The organism is Asticcacaulis aquaticus (assembly GCF_028550415.1).
Classification (GTDB): domain Bacteria; phylum Pseudomonadota; class Alphaproteobacteria; order Caulobacterales; family Caulobacteraceae; genus Asticcacaulis; species Asticcacaulis aquaticus.
In genome coordinates this window covers 39,692-55,510 of record NZ_JAQQKX010000006.1, presented here as the reverse complement: position 1 = coordinate 55,510, position 15,819 = coordinate 39,692, and the positions used below count along the sequence as shown (strand labels likewise).

Annotated in this window: 16 protein-coding genes; 12 read left to right on the top strand and 4 right to left on the bottom strand. The window is 61.2% G+C overall.

The window, feature by feature from the left end; genetic code table 11:
- Positions 1 to 5: 5 nt before the first annotated feature.
- Positions 6 to 1,388, bottom strand: a complete 1,383-nt coding sequence (locus PQU92_RS09030) for a NupC/NupG family nucleoside CNT transporter (RefSeq protein WP_272747887.1) — start codon at positions 1,386 to 1,388, stop codon at positions 6 to 8.
- A gap of 242 nt (positions 1,389 to 1,630) precedes the next feature.
- On the opposite strand from PQU92_RS09030, the gene PQU92_RS09025 reads away from it, so the two are divergent.
- The 4 genes from PQU92_RS09025 (at position 1,631) to PQU92_RS09010 (ending at position 4,828) form a co-directional block, all read left to right on the top strand.
- Positions 1,631 to 2,332 carry a response regulator gene (locus PQU92_RS09025; protein ID WP_272747886.1) on the top strand — a complete coding sequence of 234 codons (702 nt, stop codon included), beginning with the start codon at positions 1,631 to 1,633 and terminating at the stop codon, positions 2,330 to 2,332.
- Positions 2,333 to 2,476: 144 nt separating this feature from the next.
- Positions 2,477 to 3,838: an ATP-binding protein gene (locus tag PQU92_RS09020; RefSeq protein ID WP_272747885.1), complete on the top strand. Its 1,362-nt coding sequence runs from the start codon at positions 2,477 to 2,479 to the stop codon at positions 3,836 to 3,838.
- A gap of 59 nt (positions 3,839 to 3,897) precedes the next feature.
- Positions 3,898 to 4,143: a hypothetical protein gene (locus PQU92_RS09015; RefSeq protein ID WP_272747884.1), complete on the top strand. Its 246-nt coding sequence runs from the start codon at positions 3,898 to 3,900 to the stop codon at positions 4,141 to 4,143.
- 121 nt (positions 4,144 to 4,264) lie between these two features.
- Positions 4,265 to 4,828 carry a hypothetical protein gene (locus PQU92_RS09010; protein ID WP_272747883.1) on the top strand — a complete coding sequence of 188 codons (564 nt, stop codon included), beginning with the start codon at positions 4,265 to 4,267 and terminating at the stop codon, positions 4,826 to 4,828.
- Between the two features lie 37 nt (positions 4,829 to 4,865).
- On the opposite strand, the gene PQU92_RS09005 is transcribed toward PQU92_RS09010, so the two are convergent.
- Genes PQU92_RS09005 through PQU92_RS08995 form a run of 3 tightly spaced genes read right to left on the bottom strand, consistent with a single transcriptional unit; the run spans position 4,866 to position 6,583 of the window.
- A complete protein-coding gene (locus PQU92_RS09005; RefSeq protein ID WP_272747882.1) occupies positions 4,866 to 5,636 on the bottom strand; it encodes a GIN domain-containing protein in 771 nt (256 codons plus the stop codon).
- Positions 5,637 to 5,660: 24 nt separating this feature from the next.
- Positions 5,661 to 6,230 (bottom strand): DUF1700 domain-containing protein, encoded by a 570-nt coding sequence (locus PQU92_RS09000; RefSeq protein ID WP_272747881.1) that lies wholly within the window; start codon positions 6,228 to 6,230, stop codon positions 5,661 to 5,663.
- A 5-nt stretch (positions 6,231 to 6,235) separates the two neighbouring features.
- The gene (locus tag PQU92_RS08995; protein WP_272747880.1) at positions 6,236 to 6,583 is read right to left on the bottom strand and encodes a PadR family transcriptional regulator; all 348 of its coding nucleotides are present in this window, start codon (positions 6,581 to 6,583) and stop codon (positions 6,236 to 6,238) included.
- Positions 6,584 to 6,778: 195 nt separating this feature from the next.
- Between PQU92_RS08995 and ubiA the strand changes: the two genes are divergently transcribed.
- The 8 genes from ubiA to hisN all read left to right on the top strand — a co-directional run bounded on the left by ubiA (position 6,779) and on the right by hisN (position 15,728).
- Positions 6,779 to 7,705, top strand: a complete 927-nt coding sequence (gene ubiA, locus PQU92_RS08990; RefSeq protein ID WP_272747879.1) for a 4-hydroxybenzoate octaprenyltransferase — start codon at positions 6,779 to 6,781, stop codon at positions 7,703 to 7,705.
- Positions 7,706 to 7,714: 9 nt separating this feature from the next.
- The gene (locus PQU92_RS08985) at positions 7,715 to 8,509 is read left to right on the top strand and encodes a DUF3298 and DUF4163 domain-containing protein (protein WP_272747878.1); all 795 of its coding nucleotides are present in this window, start codon (positions 7,715 to 7,717) and stop codon (positions 8,507 to 8,509) included.
- The gene (locus PQU92_RS08980; protein WP_272747877.1) at positions 8,509 to 9,147 is read left to right on the top strand and encodes a class I SAM-dependent methyltransferase; all 639 of its coding nucleotides are present in this window, start codon (positions 8,509 to 8,511) and stop codon (positions 9,145 to 9,147) included. Before PQU92_RS08985 ends, PQU92_RS08980 begins: the two co-directional genes overlap by 1 nt.
- A complete protein-coding gene (locus tag PQU92_RS08975; RefSeq protein WP_272747876.1) occupies positions 9,144 to 9,482 on the top strand; it encodes a VOC family protein in 339 nt (112 codons plus the stop codon). Before PQU92_RS08980 ends, PQU92_RS08975 begins: the two co-directional genes overlap by 4 nt.
- 181 nt (positions 9,483 to 9,663) lie before the next feature.
- Positions 9,664 to 11,244 carry a phospholipid carrier-dependent glycosyltransferase gene (locus tag PQU92_RS08970; protein WP_272747875.1) on the top strand — a complete coding sequence of 527 codons (1,581 nt, stop codon included), beginning with the start codon at positions 9,664 to 9,666 and terminating at the stop codon, positions 11,242 to 11,244.
- 105 nt (positions 11,245 to 11,349) lie between these two features.
- The gene (locus PQU92_RS08965) at positions 11,350 to 14,232 is read left to right on the top strand and encodes a M16 family metallopeptidase (RefSeq protein ID WP_272747874.1); all 2,883 of its coding nucleotides are present in this window, start codon (positions 11,350 to 11,352) and stop codon (positions 14,230 to 14,232) included.
- Between the two features lie 116 nt (positions 14,233 to 14,348).
- Positions 14,349 to 14,732: a helix-turn-helix transcriptional regulator gene (locus PQU92_RS08960; RefSeq protein WP_272747873.1), complete on the top strand. Its 384-nt coding sequence runs from the start codon at positions 14,349 to 14,351 to the stop codon at positions 14,730 to 14,732.
- Between the two features lie 156 nt (positions 14,733 to 14,888).
- A complete protein-coding gene (gene hisN, locus PQU92_RS08955) occupies positions 14,889 to 15,728 on the top strand; it encodes a histidinol-phosphatase (RefSeq protein ID WP_272747872.1) in 840 nt (279 codons plus the stop codon).
- Positions 15,729 to 15,819: the final 91 nt, after the last annotated feature.

The window sequence follows — 15,819 nt, the reverse complement described above, 5'->3', positions numbered from 1 at the left end:
CAAGACTATTGCGCCGAAGCGGAAGCATCCGCCAGAGCCTCGCCTGGCGTTTCGGCTACGGGCGGCAAGGGCGCTTCGACAGCGACCTTTTCCGGCACCTTGTCCGAAATGCCGAACAGCGAGTCCGGCATGGCGCCGATGATCGCCGCGGCCAGACAGGTGGCGACAAAGCCCGCGAACAGGGCCTTCCAGACCAGTCCCAACACCTCTTCGCGGCGTTCAGGCATAAGGACGCTGAGGCCGCTGACCGTAATGCCGACCGAAGCGATATTGGCAAAACCGCAGATGGCATAGGTCATCAGCATCCGCGTGCGCTCCGACATCTCATCGACCGGAATGGCCCCCAGCTTCAGGAAGGCGACGAATTCGGTCAGGGTCAGCTTGGCACCGAGGATATAACCGGCTTTTTGCGCTTCTTCCCACGGCACGCCGATGATCCAGGCCAGCGGTGCAAAGACATAGGACAGGCCCCGCTCCAGCGACAGGGCTTCGCCACCCACGTGCGGGAACATGCCGAGGATAATATTGACCAGAGTCACAAACGACACGAACACGATCAGCGTCGCCGAGATATTCATGACCACCATCAGGCCGTCGGACGTGCCCTTGGATATGGCGTCCATCGCGCTGTCATATTTGAGCGAGGAGTTGTAGTCGGCCACCGCGCCGCCCTCGCCGTCTTTTTCCGGCACGATAATGCGCGACAGAAGTACGCCCGCCGGCGCCGAAACGATCGAGGCGACCAGCACGTGACCGGCAGCATTGGGCAGGGTCGCCTTGAGGATCAGGGCATAGGCGACCATGGTCGAACCGGCGACGGTAGCCAGCCCTACCACCATCATCATGAAGACTTCGGAGCGCGACAGCTTGGACAGATAGGCGCGGATGACGATCGGGCTTTCGATCATGCCGAGGAAGATATTGGTGGCAACGGCCAGCGCCGATGCCCCGCCGAGCCCCATGGTCTTCTGAAACAGGAAACCGAAGGCCTGCGTGATCCATTTGAGGATATGCCAGTGCCACAGCAGCGCTGACAGGGCCGAGATGACGAGGATCAGGGGCAGGACCTGAAAGGCGAAGACGAACAGGGCATTGGGATCATTTACGGCGTAGGGCTGGCTGCCGCCGCCCAAATAGCCGAACACAAACTGCGTGCCCTGATTGGTCGCCGCTGCCAAAGCGTCGACGCCGGCATTGATGCCATCCAGTACGGCCTGGGACTGAGGGAAAGCGAAGAACAGCAGGACCAGCAGAACCTGCACGCCGATCGCACCGATCGTCAGGAAGATCGGAAACTTTTTCTTGTTCTCCGACACCAGCCAGCACGCCAGAAGCATGAGCCCGATGCCCAGTATGCTCTGAAAATTCAACATCCCGTATGACGGCATATACGCTTATCCCCAAAACCAGATTTGTCGCGCGTCTTCACAGGCAGCGCTAACGGGCCGGTGCACACGATTGCGCCCGCAAGCGGTGGACTATCCGATAACAGTTGAAACCATGGCAAGCGCTTTTTACATCCGGCAATACTTATTTACGCGCCATGACAAAAAGGCGACAAATGCCTGATGACAAATCAGGCACGTCGCCTGTAATCTCCGGCTGATATTTGTAACAAGGGCAGGAAAACGTGAGCGCACCCAACGGCATCAACGACGCCATCGTCCGCCACCTGCTGGTCGTCGACGACGACGACCGCATTCGCAATCTTCTCAAGGAGTTCCTGTCACGGCAAGGGTTCCGCGTTACTGCGGCGGCCCACGCCGATGCCGCCAAGCGCATGTTGCAGCTGCTTGACTTCGATCTTCTGATCCTCGACGTCATGATGCCGGGCGAAGACGGATTTTCACTGTCGAAATGGGTGCGTCAGCATTCCAACGTGCCGATTCTCATCCTGACGGCGCGCGGCCTGCCCGACGACCGCATTATGGGCCTTAGCCTGGGGGCCGACGATTACCTGTCGAAACCCTTCGAGCCGCAGGAGCTTCTGCTGCGAATCGAAGCCATTCTGCGCCGGACCGGGATCAAGCCCGCCCTGCCCAAGACCATCAATATGGGGCAGATCGCCTTCGACCTTGAACGCGCCGAACTCAGCAAGAACGGCACCATGGTTCGCTTGACCGAGGCCGAGGCGCAATTGCTCAAATATCTGGCCGAACGCGCCAATGTGCCGGTAGACCGCATGGACCTCGCCAAGGACAGCGTCGATACGACGGGTCGCGCCGTGGATGTTCAGGTGACGCGCCTGCGCCGCAAGATCGAGCCGGACCCGAAGAATCCGCGCTATCTGCAAACCGTTCGCGGCAAGGGCTACATGCTGGCGCCGGATTGATTTTCGCTTTGAAGCCCCCTCTCCCTCGAGGGAGAGGGTTGGGGTGAGGGGGAACGGCTAATTACGAGCGCGGTTCTACCATTTCCCCCTCACCCGGCCCTTATGGGCCACCCTCTCCCTCAAGGGAGAGGGGGAGCCTGTTAAATGCGCATACCTCGTCTCAAATTCTGGCCGCAGGCCTTCAAGCGCAAGATCCCCAAAACCCTGTGGGGCCGCGCCCTGCTGATCATCGTCCTGCCGGTCGCCCTGATGCAGGTGGCGGTGACCTGGGCCTTTTTCGACATGCACTGGGAAACCGTCACGGCCAAGCTGTCCGAAGGCCTGATCGGCGACGTGTCATGGGCGGTCGATGCCTATAAGGCCGATCCGACGCGGGAAAACATGGACAAGGTCGCCGCCGCCGCGCAAAAATCGATGCAGTTGTCCATTGCCTTTCAGCCGGGACGTGAACTGCCGGAAAACCGTCGCCGCAATCCGTGGGCGGCGCTGGATCGTTCGCTGAAACGCGCCCTGACCGAACAACTCGACGACCCGTTCTGGTACGACACTACCCGCTATCAGGCCTCGGTCGATATCCGCGTCAAGGTCGATGGCGGCGTCATTCGCGTCATCGCGCCGCGTGAGCGGGCCTTCGCCACGCGAGCGCATATCTTCATCCTGTGGATGACCGGCGCGACACTGGTCCTGACCGCCATTTCGATCCTGTTCATCCGCAATCAGGTCCGCGCCATCGAGCGCCTGTCGGTGGCCGCCGAAAAGTTTGGCCGCGGCGAGGACGACCCGAACTTCAAGCCCTACGGCGCCGCCGAGGTTCGCGCCGCCGCCCAGAACTTCCTCAAGATGAAGACGCGCATCCAGCGTCACATCGAGCAGCGCACCACCCTGCTCGCTTCGGTCAGCCACGATCTGCGCACACCGCTGACGCGGCTCAAGCTGGAACTGGCCATGGCCCCGCAAGACACTGCCACCGAACGCATGAAACAGGATGTGTCGGAAATGGCCTATATGATCGACGAATATCTGGCCTTCGCGTCGGGCGAAATGATCGAAAGCCCGCAGACCGTATCGGTCAACGGGCTGCTGGAAACCGTCGCCGATGGCGCACGCCGCGCCGGACACGCGCCGGAATTCGTCCCCCTGCACGAGGATATCGAGACCGCCTTCCGCGTCTCGGCCATTTCGCGCGCCCTGTCGAATCTGGTCATGAACGGCTTCCACTACGCCGCCACGGTGCGGATTAGCGCCGAGATAGAGCACAAGACGGGTGGCAAGCGCTCGCTGCATATCTATGTCGACGACGATGGACCCGGTATCGCGCCGGAAAAACGTGAAGATGCGCTCAAGCCGTTTTCACGGCTGGACGACTCGCGCAATCAGAACAAGAAGGGTGTGGGCCTGGGCCTCGCCATCGCCCGCGATACGATCCGCAGTCATGGCGGCGAACTGGAGCTGGATCAGAGCCCGATGGGTGGTTTGCGCGCCAATATCGGGATACCGCTGATCTAGTGGATGTGTCAAAAATCTGATACTTATAATGGCTTAGCGGTTGCTAGCAGGTAGTCACGATGGGAAATCTCTTAAAAGCCTACGATATGGTTTACGCCATCATCGGTGCCATATGCCTACTGGCCTTTGTTTTCTTGCTAATGCGGAACCACACAAAGAAAGAAGGCAAGCGCTTTTGGGAAATTTGGTTCGATGCATGGGACATCTTTGACCCCACGCCTCATAGAGATTCGAATGAAGAAGATTTGAAGCTGAAAGCGCGTCGTAAAGCGCGGAAGCCCGGTCAGTTAGCTGACTTCGACTGACGCCAACGCCTGTATTTTAATGTCAATTAACCCTGTTTTCTAACGCTTTGTTGACTCTGTTGCGGCATTTTATATGCGAAAGCTTTGCCAAAACGCAGGGCTATGGAACAGAAGGTTCAGCATGGCACACGCCGAGACCGCATCGACGCCTGCCCGTCAGCGTGCCCCCCTGAAGGCGTGCGGCGACTGCAACCTGTGCTGCAAGGTCTATGACGTCGATGACGTCGGCAAGAAGGCCGGCACGCTATGCCAGCACACGCGTGAGAGCGCCGGTTGTGGCATCTGGGGCCTGCACCCGCAGATGTGTCAGGATTTCAAGTGTTTGTGGCTCAAGCATGACGACCTGAACGGCCTGTGGCGACCGGATACGGCGGGCTTCGTCCTGCGCCTTGAACCGAACGGCACCACGCTTAATATCGACGTCGATCCCGACCGTCCGGACGCCTGGCTCAAGCACCCCTATTACAAGCAGTTGAAGCTGTGGAGCGAAGGCATATACCGCAGCGAAAATCTGGTGGTGGTCTATGCGCCCGAAGGTCTTTACGTGGTCACACCCGAAGAAGATCTTTTCCTGCGCAAGCCCAAGCGCGGCGACATTCTGGAGACCGGCATGGAAATGACCCTGTTCGGCCCCCGCCCCTTCGCCCGCGTTATCCCGGCGGCTCAGGCGAAGTTACGGGCATAAAAAAACGGCCCCCCGCGAAGGAAGGGGCCGTTTTAGTTTACTCCTGTTCGACCGTGCCTTCGCCGCTGATCTTGGTGTCGAGTTTTTCCGGGTGGCTGGCAATACGTACCTCGCCTTCGCCGGACACCTCGACCTTGGCGTTCTTGCGCGGGGCAATGGTCGTTTCACCTGAGCCCGAAATATTGACGTCGGCGTCTTCGACCCGCAGGCTTTCCAGATCGGCCTCGCCATAACCCGAAATATCGAGCTTCAACGTCTTTGCCTGCCCCTTGATCCGGGCATAGCCGTTACCGGTAATGGTCAGGTCGATGGCGGGCTGATCGTAGGCATCGACCTTGAGCCGCGCATCGCCGGTCAGATTGAAAGCCTTCACCGACGGGGCGGTGACCAGAACGCGCAGACGGTCATCATTGGTCTCACTGTGGATGCTGCCATGGCTCCACCTGATATTGACGACTTTCTCGTATTTCGGGCCGTCGACCATATAGAGCCGACCCTTATCGAGGCGGACGCGGTCGGCCAACACCTTGGGGCCTTCGACCGTCACCAAGGTGGTGTCGCCCTGCGTGTAGATGACCTCTGCCGGCAGGTCGAGGTCCAGCATGGCCCCCGCTTTCCAGTCGAGCGTCCGGCTGATCGACGGCTCGGCCTTCAACTCGCCGCGATAGAGGCGGATATTATCGCCGACTTCACGCATCGACCATGGATTGACCGACATATCGTGTCCGGCCAGCGCCACGGCCCCGGCCAGGGTGGCCACCGAAAGGACAAAGCCCGCGCCGGAAATAATGAACAGTTTGCGTATCATATTGAAATCTCCTCTCGCGTTCTTTTAAGCGGCCTGCGGCTCAAGCGCAGGCTTCAGCAGGCGGTAATGCAGGCGGGCGAACCAGACGAGGCCGTTGACCAGCCACACGGTGACTACACCGGTCAGCGCGGCCAGCGTGACCGCGGCCGCCATCAGACCGACGCCCCCCAGCATGGCGGCCGCGATCCCACCCGGCAGACCGAGGAACGGCCCGGCTGCGAACAGGACGCCGCCCGCGATGAAGACGCCGATGGCTGCCATGAAGAAGCCGACCAAGGTGCCTGCGACCCCCATCAGGATCGGCAGCAGCACCAGAATATCGAGCGCGCCTAGGCCCAGAACGGCGAAGATGGCCGTAACCGCCGACGACGGCGTCTTGACGTCTTCCCACTTTTTCAGGCCGATCTCGGCCTTCAGTTCGCGGGCCAGACGGTCCGGGTCGCCCAGCGCCGCGGCCACTTCGGCCTCACTGCGCCCGGCGGCGATACCGTCCTCGAAGTGTGCTTCGTGATCGGCGACGATGTCGGCGATGCTTGAGGCCGGAAGGCCGACGAGGCCCTGCTTCAAGCGGTTGATGAATTCGTTACGGGTCATGTCCCTTACCCCTCCTGAGTCGTTTCAGATGGCGCCGCGTCCAGCAGCGCATCGACCGCGCGGGCAAAGCCGCGCCATTCGGTTGCCTGCGCCGCCAGGGCCTCATGCCCGGCCTTTGTCAGGCGATAATATTTACGCGACGGGCCGGACGAGGATTCGACCAGCCGGGTTTCAACCCAACCGTCGCTCTGCATCCGCCGCATCAGCGGGTAAATCGTGCCTTCGCCCATGCCGATCGCGTCGGACAGGGTGGAGGCGATCTCGTAGGAATAGCTCTCGTTTCGGGCCAGCAGGGCCAGTACGCACAGGCCGAGCACCCCTTTCTTCAGTTGGATGTCAATGGTTTCCGCCATCTCCGTTTTCCTTTCGCCGGGACGATCATTCGCCCCGTCATGAGATGGTGTATATGACAAGCTACTGTTTATTGCAAGATACCATTTTATAACATGTACCATTTGTAATGTAGTAGCCATCGACGCACGGTAGCTTGTATGGCTCTGCTTGAGGCAAGGCTGGACAGTAACGGTATGAAAAGGCATGTAGACGCCATGACCGAGACACCTCAAATCCTGCCTGACGCTGCTGCCACCAACTGGGTCGACCGCCACGCGCCCGTGGCCCTGCGACCGTGGCTGAAGTTGGGGCGCTTCGACCGGCCCGTCGGTATCTGGCTGCTGTTTCTGCCGGGCGCGATGGGGATCGTTTTCGGCGCGCAGTGGGTGCTGTCGTGGGAGGCTCTCTATAAGCTGGTCCTGTTTGCTGTCGGATCGGCCCTGATGCGCGGCGCGGGCTGCGCTTTCAACGACTTCGTCGACCGCGATTTCGATGCGCAGGTCGAGCGTACACGGATGCGCCCGATCCCCGCCGGGCAGATCACCCCGAAACAGGCGCTGGCCTTCGTCGCGGCCTCTTCCCTGATCAGCCTGCTGATCCTCATTCAACTGGGCTGGACCGCCATAGCGCTTGGCATTGCGTCGCTGGCCCTCGTCGCCGCCTACCCGTTCATGAAGCGCATCACCTGGTGGCCGCAGGCGTGGCTGGGCCTGACCTTCAACTGGGGCTTTCTGATGGGGTATGCCAGCCTGACCGGGCACCTCAGCCTTGGGGCGCTGATATTCTATGCGGGGCTGGTCTTCTGGACCATCGGTTACGACACGATCTACGCTTATCAGGATATCGAGGACGACGCGATGATCGGCGTTAAATCGTCGGCCAGAGCGTTAGGGAGCAATGCGCGGGGCGGCGTCTCGTTCTTCTACGCGCTGGCTATCGCCCTGACCGGTATCGGCGGCATCGTCGGCGGACTGTACTGGCCCTTTTACGGTGGACTTTTTATAACCGGATGGCATCTATTCGCTCAGGTCCGCGCCTTGCGAATCGATGATAACGGCCTGTTGCTCAGGCTGTTCAAATCGAACCGGGACACCGGTTTGTTGTGGGTAGCGGCGATCATATTGGGACACCTGCGCCCCTAAGGGACACTCATGACCACCGCTCTGCGTCTTTCGACCATCGCGCTCTGTTTTCTCGCCGTCGTGGCCTGCTCGAAAAAAGAGGAGAAGGGCAAATCCACCGCCCCGGTGGCGGAATCGGCGACCTCGTTCAGCCAGTCGAATAGCGACGCCGAGGTGGTCCTGAGTTTCCCTGACACGATCAAGGCCTTCCCTGAGTTGCACGTCAAACTCTATACCGAGGGCGAAGCCGATCTGAAAGATTTCGCCACTCAGGCCGCCAAGGATCATGCGGAACTGAAGGCCGCAGGGTCCGAGCCCCTGCCCTATTTCCGCTCGATCAAATGGACCCTGCCCGCGCAGTCCGAGCATCTGGTGTCGGTCTATGCCGACATGCAGGATTTCACCGGCGGCGCGCACCCCAATACCAATTATCAGGCGATCCTGTGGGACAAGGACACACAACAGGCGCTCGATACGCGCACCCTGTTCGCGCAAGGCGCCAACCTCAGCGATGCCGACACCTATCTGTGCCGTCAGATCGAGGCCGAGCGCTCGAAACGCGCCGAGACGCCGACGACTCAGGCCGCCACAGGTTTCACCTGCCCGAAACTGATCGACAGCCGCATCGCGCTGGTGCCCTCAACGACGGCAGGCAAGATTGGGGCGCTGGAGGTGCTGTTCGCGCCGTACGATGTCGGGCCTTACGCCGAAGGGCCTTACCAGATCCGCATACCGCAGGCCGTGATCCGCGCCCTGATTAATCCCGCCTATGCCGCCGATTTCGCGGGCGATCCCGTTGCGGTGACCGCCGACCCGGCCGGTTGATGCACGCCGATTTCATCCGCGCCCATACGCGCCCCCTGCCCGTGCCGTCTTTACCGGACATCACTCTCTATCAGGCCGACGAGGTGACGCCCCTGTGGCTGATGACCGAGGCCGAACTGTCGCAGCATAACCTGTCGCCGCCGTTCTGGGCCTTTGCCTGGGCGGGCGGTCAGGCGCTGGCCCTGCACCTCAAACACCATCCGGAACTGATCGCGGGGAAGCGCGTTTTCGATCTGGCCTGCGGGTCCGGGCTGGTCGGGATCGCCGCCGCAACATATGGCGCGGGTTCGGTCACGGCAAACGACATCGACCCTTTCAGCGAGGCAGCCGTGGTACTCAATGCCGCCCTGAACGGTGTGGCTATCGCATTTGAAAGCGGCGATCGCCTCTCAGCCTTGCCACCTGACGTCGATGTCATTCTCGCCGGGGATATCTGCTACGAAAGAGCAATGGCCGACGCCATGCTGACATTTTTGCGCGCCGCCCGCGCCAAGGGTATCGATGTCTATGTCGGCGACCCGCACCGCAGCTACTTCCCCTCCGAAGGAATGGAACGCGTCGCGCGCTACGACATCGCCACAAACACCGAAATCGAGGATCGCGCCGTCAAGGCCGCCAGCGTCTGGAGACTGATATGAGCACTCATCACAAGATCGACTATATCGAATGGCCGGCCGGTGACCTGCCTGCCACCAAGTCCTTCTATCAGAAGGCTTTCGGCTGGAGCTTCATCGATTACGGGCCGTCCTATGGCGCTTTGTCCGAAGCCGGGATCGATGGCGGATTCGATGCCGATGGCGGTCCGGCCAAACCGCTGGTCATCCTCTATTCGGACAATCTCGAACAGAGCCGTGACGAGGTTGTGGCCGCCGGTGGCGGGCTGACGAAAGACATTTTCGACTTCCCCGGCGGCCGCCGGTTTCAGTTCACCGACCCGTCGGGCAATGAACTGGGTGTGTGGAGCGACAAATAGGCTTGCCGCCCGTGTGAGGTTTGGGCCATATGCGTTCGAACCGAGACACTAATATCCCCCTCTCCCTGAGGGAGAGGGCTGGGGTGAGGGGGAAGTGGTGCAGGATGCGCGGTGGATTTGGAAACATTTCCCCCTCACCCGGCCCTCACGGGCCACCCTCTCCCTCAGGGAGAGGGGAAGTATGATTGATCTGAGATTTCTCAAAACCCGCCTGGCCCAACTCCGTACCGGAAAATGGGGCGATGAGCCTCTGACCAAGGTCCTGTGGCGTGACGCGGCCCTGCGCTGGATACTGGGGGTCGCCGTCGTGGCGCTCGGCCTCTTCAACTTCGCCCGCGACCTCAACGACCCGCCCTACGCCTTCTGGGACGAGAGCTACTACGTTACCGCCGTCCAGCGCGCCGAAGAACATACTGCCCAATACGCCTCGCACCCGCCGCTCGGCTTCATGCTGATGAAGGTCGGGCGCGATATCGTCGGTGACGGCGACCCGAAAAGCCATTTCCTTGCCGAAATCAAGAAGACCGATACACGCAAGATCCCTCAAACCTACTCCTATGTCGGTCCGCGGATGATGGGCGGACTGTTCGGCGTCATCGGCGCGCTTTTGTTCTACGGCATCTGCCTGTGCCTGACGCGCGAGGCCTTTTCGGCCTTTATTTTCAGCCTGCTTTACCTGTTCGAGAATGCCTTCATCGTCCATTTCAGAGCCATCCACCTCGACCCGTATCAGATCGCCTTTGCGCTGGGCGGTATTCTCGTCTGGCTGAGGGCGTTCAACGACCCGCAGAAAGATACGTGGAAACACGCCGCCCTGTTCGGGGCGCTGATCGGACTGAGCTTCATGGTCAAGGTCAATACGCTGGTCCTGCTGGCCCTCACCGGCCTGACCATTCTACGCGACCTGCACCGTGCGCGCTGGCCGATGGACCGCGAACTGAAACACGGTATCGTCAAATCCGCCGCCATGCTGGGCGCGTTCGGCAGCGTAGTCGTAGGCCTCTTCGTCCTGCATACCCTGATCAATCCGGTGGCGCCCGACTTCAAAACGGAGGCCGGGCGGCGGGACGCCACCTATATGTCCGCGCCTTACAAGGCGTGGCTGGAAAAGCGCGGCCCGCTGACACCGGGGGTGTTGTGGGACGCCACCAGCGGCTATTTCGCCTATATGGAGCACGACTTTACCGGCATCGTGAAGACCGAGAAAAACGGCTCGATCCCTGCCCTGTGGCCGGTGATGCACAAGACGATCAACTATCGCTGGGACTCCAACCACGGCAAGACCAGCTACGTGCAGATGGTCGGCAATGTGTTTAGCTGGGGTCTGGGCCTTTTCGGCATCCTCGTCGCCACGGGGCTGATCGCTCAGCGTCATTTCCAGAAAAAAGTCTGGCTCGACACGCACGAGATGGACATCCTGACCGCGGTGCTGGCCATGTGGGCCATTTTCATGGGCGTGCATATCTTTCTCGGCACCCAGCGCGTCATGTATGTCTATCATTATTTCGCGGGCCTGATCCTCAGCTACATGTTGCTGCCGCTGATCTATCAGGTGCTGAAAAGCCGCTTCAGGGCCATCGAACGACAGAAAGACTTCGTGCTGGGCGGGGTGTGCGCCGGAGTCACCCTGTGCTTTATCTGGTTCGCGCCGCTCACCTACCATCAGCCCCTGACGCGCGCCCAGTGCGAGATGCGCAACCGCCCCTTCCACGTCCTGACCTGCCAGCCGAAGCCGAAACCGGCGAGTGACGACAAGGCATGAGCAATTTGTCATCCTCCCCTGCGTAGCGGGGGAGGATGTATAATCTAACTGCCTTTAAAAGGCCTGAAAGCCTGATAAGTTACGCGGACAGGATAGGAGTCCGGAATGCGGTTCAAGGCATGGGTGTTGGGGATGGCGGTCGCTCTGGCGGTGCCGGGGGCCTGGGTCGGTGCCGATATGGCCGCCTATGCCGAACCCCTGAAAGCCGGCAAGTCCGGGGCGCAGTTCGCCCACATCCATTCCGACCTGCCGGTCGATCCGACGGCCCGCTTCGGGCGGCTGGCCAACGGTATGACCTACGTCATCTACCCCAACACGACACAGCCCGGCAAGGTCGTCATGCGCCTGCGCGTCGGTGCGGGCGTGCTGGATGAGGCCGACGAAGAAAGCGGCATCGCCAACCTCATTACCTACATGGCCTTTTCCGGCTCGGCTCACTACCCGCAGGGCGATATGTTCCGGCAGTTGGAGCGCCAGGGCATCCAGATGGGGGCCGGTCAGCAGGCCCGCGTTTCCGAAGGCGAGACCAATTATCAGATTACCCTGCCACGCAACGACGAAGCCACGCTGGAGACCGGATTCAACGTCATGCAAGACATGGCCTTCGGTCTGACCTTCCCTGAGGCGGCTTTGCAACGCGACCGCGATCTGGTGGTGACTCAGATGGTCAATCAGGCGCGTCCCCTGGAGCGTCACTTTGAGAACTGGCTGCGCACGGCCTTTGCCGGGCAATTGCTGGCCGAACGGCCGCAGAAGGGCCAGCGCGACATCGTCCTCTATACGCCGCGCGACTCGATCGTGAACTTTTACAATAGCTTCTACCGTCCGGACCTGACCACGCTGGTCATCGTCGGCGACGTCGATGTCGAGGCCCTTGAAAAGCGCGTCCAGAAGAGCTTCGGCGGCTGGAAGGCGAAAACGGCCGATTATCCCCGTCGCGATCCGGGCGTCTACGCTGCCCGGGGGCCGCGCGCCTATACCTATTTCGAGCCGGGCCTGCCCGAAATCATCGATATTTCCTGGCTCAGGCCGGTCGATACGCGCTATCAGAACCGCGATCTCGTCCGTGACATGATGCTGGAAAATCTGGTGCTGGGGGCATTGAACGCGCGTCTGGAGCGCGCCGCCGCCCGGGCCGATTCGCCGATCACCCGGGCCAGTATCAATACGGGCCGCTTCCAGCGCACCGGCGACAGCGCCGGCTTTTACGTCATGCCCCGCCCGGGCCAGACGCAGGACGCGCTCGCCCTGGCCATCGGCCTGATCCGGCAGGCGGGTGAATTCGGCTTCACCGACGCCGAATATCGTCGAACCGTCGCCGACTACGAAGCCTCTCTGCAACAGCGCAAGGCGGGCGAGGCCACGCGCTCCAACGAATGGATCGCCGACATGATCGCCGGTTCCGTCGATGCGCGTTACGTCATCAATTCGCCCTCTCAAGACGTCGAATTCTACGAAAGCCTGAAACCGCAACTGACCCGCGAGGCGATGAACGCCTATTTGAAAAACCTGCTCAAACGCGACGGGCCTCTGATCTCGCTGATCGGCCCCGCCCCCGTCGCGGGCCTCGACGCCCCGGCTCTGGAACGTCAGTATGCCGGACTGTCAAAGGCGAAACTGTCGCCCCCCGAAGATGCCGCGGCCAAGGCCTGGCTCTATAATGATTTCGGCCCGGCGCAGGCCCCGGTCAAAACCGTCCGTGACGAGGCGCTCGACTATACGCGTCTGACCTATGCCAACGGCGTTACGGTCAATATCAAGACGACCAGGCTCAAGGCCAATGAGGTCGTGGTTACCGTACGCTCAGCCGGCGGGCTGAAGCGCCTGTCACCCAAAAAACCGACGCCGGTCTTTGCCCTGAACTTCTACGACCTGTTCGAAGGCGGACTGGTCAGGATGAGCGCGGCAGAGATCAACGAAGCCACGGCGGGCGAAAACTTCGAACTCAGCTACCATATGACCGAAGACGCCGCCGTCCTGCTGGGCCAAAGCGGTACGAAAGACTTCACCCGCCAGATGCAGGTCCTGCGCGCCTTTTACAGCGACGCCGGTTTCGACCCCAGCTATCTGGAGCGCGTGCGGCACACCGTTCCATCCTTCTATACCTACGCCAATACCAGCCCCGGCGGTGTTCTGGGTCTGCACCTGTCGCGTATTCTCTACGATAACGACTCGCGCGTGACGCCCCTGTCGCAGGCCGAATTCACCACCCTGAGCAACGACAGTCTGGCCGCCGTCGTGCGCACATCGCTGCACGATGCCCCGGTCGAAATTACCGTGGTGGGCGACATCACCGTCGATCAGGCGCGTCCGGCGCTGGACGCCACCTTCGGCACCCTGCCGCCCCTGCCCGCGACCTATGCCACGATCGACGGCAGCGACGAGGTGCATTTCCCGAAATCGGGCCTGTTCAAGACCCTCTACCATCAGGGCGGCACCGAACAGGCTTTGGTCCTGATCGCCTTCCCCACCACAGATCGTTACAGCGATCCCGCGACCGCTGTGGGACTTGACCTGCTGGCCGAAGTCATCAGCCTGCGCCATTACGAGGCCGGACGCGCCGATACCGGATCGACCTATGTACCGCTGGCACGCAACGTCAATTCGACCACCTTCAAGGGGTTCGGCTACCTCTCGGCAACGGTACAGGTCTATCCCGGTGCGGAAACGGGCTTCTACAACGGCTTCCTCGGCCTGGTCGAGGGCGTCAAGGCCCAGCCGGTCAGCGCCGACGAACTCCTGCGCGCCCGGCAACTGCTGCTGACGCGCCTGACCGAAGAAACGCGAACCAACGGTTATTGGCTGAACCTTCTGCCCGGGGCCGCCGAAAATCCGGGTCAGCGCGACTATGCCCTCAAACGCAAGGCGCTGATCGAAGCCGTCACCCCGGCGCAGCTGCAGGACCTGGCCAAACGCTACCTCGACGCCGACAAGGCGCTGAAGGTGCTGGTCCTGCCGGTCCCCAAGGGCGAGTCGCGAGCCTCCTGATCTCCCCGCTTGCGGTGATAGGGAAGCGCTCACATAACACTGGCACGGAGTTTGAACCCTGATAAGCGAACCGTCCCGAAACGGTACGCTTTTTCAACGAACGAGGGATCAAACCTATGGCTACCGACATCGATCTGCATCTGGGCAAGCGCCTGCGCCGCCGCCGCCGCCTTCTGGGCCTGACCCAGCAACAACTGGCGCTCGCTGTCGGCATCCGCTTCCAGCAGATCCAGAAGTACGAATGCGGTGCCAACCGCATCTCCGCCGCCCGCCTGTTCCAATTGGCCAAGGCGCTGGAAACCCCGATCAACTACTTCTACGACGGCCTGACCGACGAGACCACCGAAGTCGCCGCCGTCCAGAACGAAGGCATCGAAGTCTTTTCGCGCAAGGAAACCCTCGACCTCATTCAGGCCTATTATCGCCTGTCGGAGCGTCCGCGCCGTCGTCTGCTCGACCTCGCCAAGTCGCTCAACGGCGAAAGCGAACAGGCCGCCTAGGCGTCTGCTTTTGGTCTCTTCGTTCCTCGTTTTGTAAGCGTTGCGTAGCGTAAGCGTTTCCGGGTCGTCGCGTAAAAGGCGACCCGGATTTTTCACATTGCGCTTTAAGCGCTCGATCTCTACACCTGCGCTAACATTGACTGCGCAAGGTGACTCATGCCCCCCTCCCCGGCGGAACTCGCGACCCTCGAAGCCTTCGCGCTCACCCTCGCTCAGGCCGCCGCCGACGTCGCCCTGCCCCTGTTCCGCGCCCGCGATCTGGCCGAGATCAACAAGGGGAACGCCAGTCGCGCCGATGTGGACTTCGATCCCGTCACCGAAGCCGATAAAGGCGCCGAGCGCGCCATACGCGCCCTGATCGAGGCGCACTATCCCGATCACGGTATCATTGGCGAAGAATACGGCACGCTGCGCCCCGACGCCGATTTCGTCTGGGTGCTCGATCCCGTCGACGGGACACGTGCCTTCATTTCCGGTCTGCCGTTATGGACGACCCTGATCGGTCTGCGTTTCAAAGGCCGTCCCATTCTGGGTCTTATTTCACAACCCTATCTGAAAGAGGTTTTCCTCGGCTCGCCGCTGGGCTCGCGTCTGGTGACCGCGGAAGGCTCAACGCCGCTGAAGGTTCGCGATTGCGCCGGACTTTCGACCGCCGTCATCGCCACCACCGACCCGCACCTGTATAGCGGCGACGAAGTGCAAGCCTTCAACCACACGCGTCTGGCGGCCAAGCTGATCCGCTACGGCTGCGACGCCTATGCCTTCGCCATGGTCGCACAGGGCACGATGGACGCGGCGCTGGAAACCGGCCTCAAGGCGTGGGACATCGACGCCATCATCCCGGTCATCGAAAACGCGGGCGGGATCGTCACCGATTGGGCGGGCGAGCCTGTTGGCACATACGGCGGGCAGGTCATCGCCGCCGGGTCGCCCGCCGTCCTGACCGAGGCCTTGGCGCATCTGTCGCTGGCGGCCAAACCCGCCGATCCGCATTAGAGCACGTCCCAATCTGGTTGGATCGGAACCATGCTCTAACCTTTTGTTTTGTCGCGCATTTGATTCCAAAAACCGTTTCACACTTTTTGGA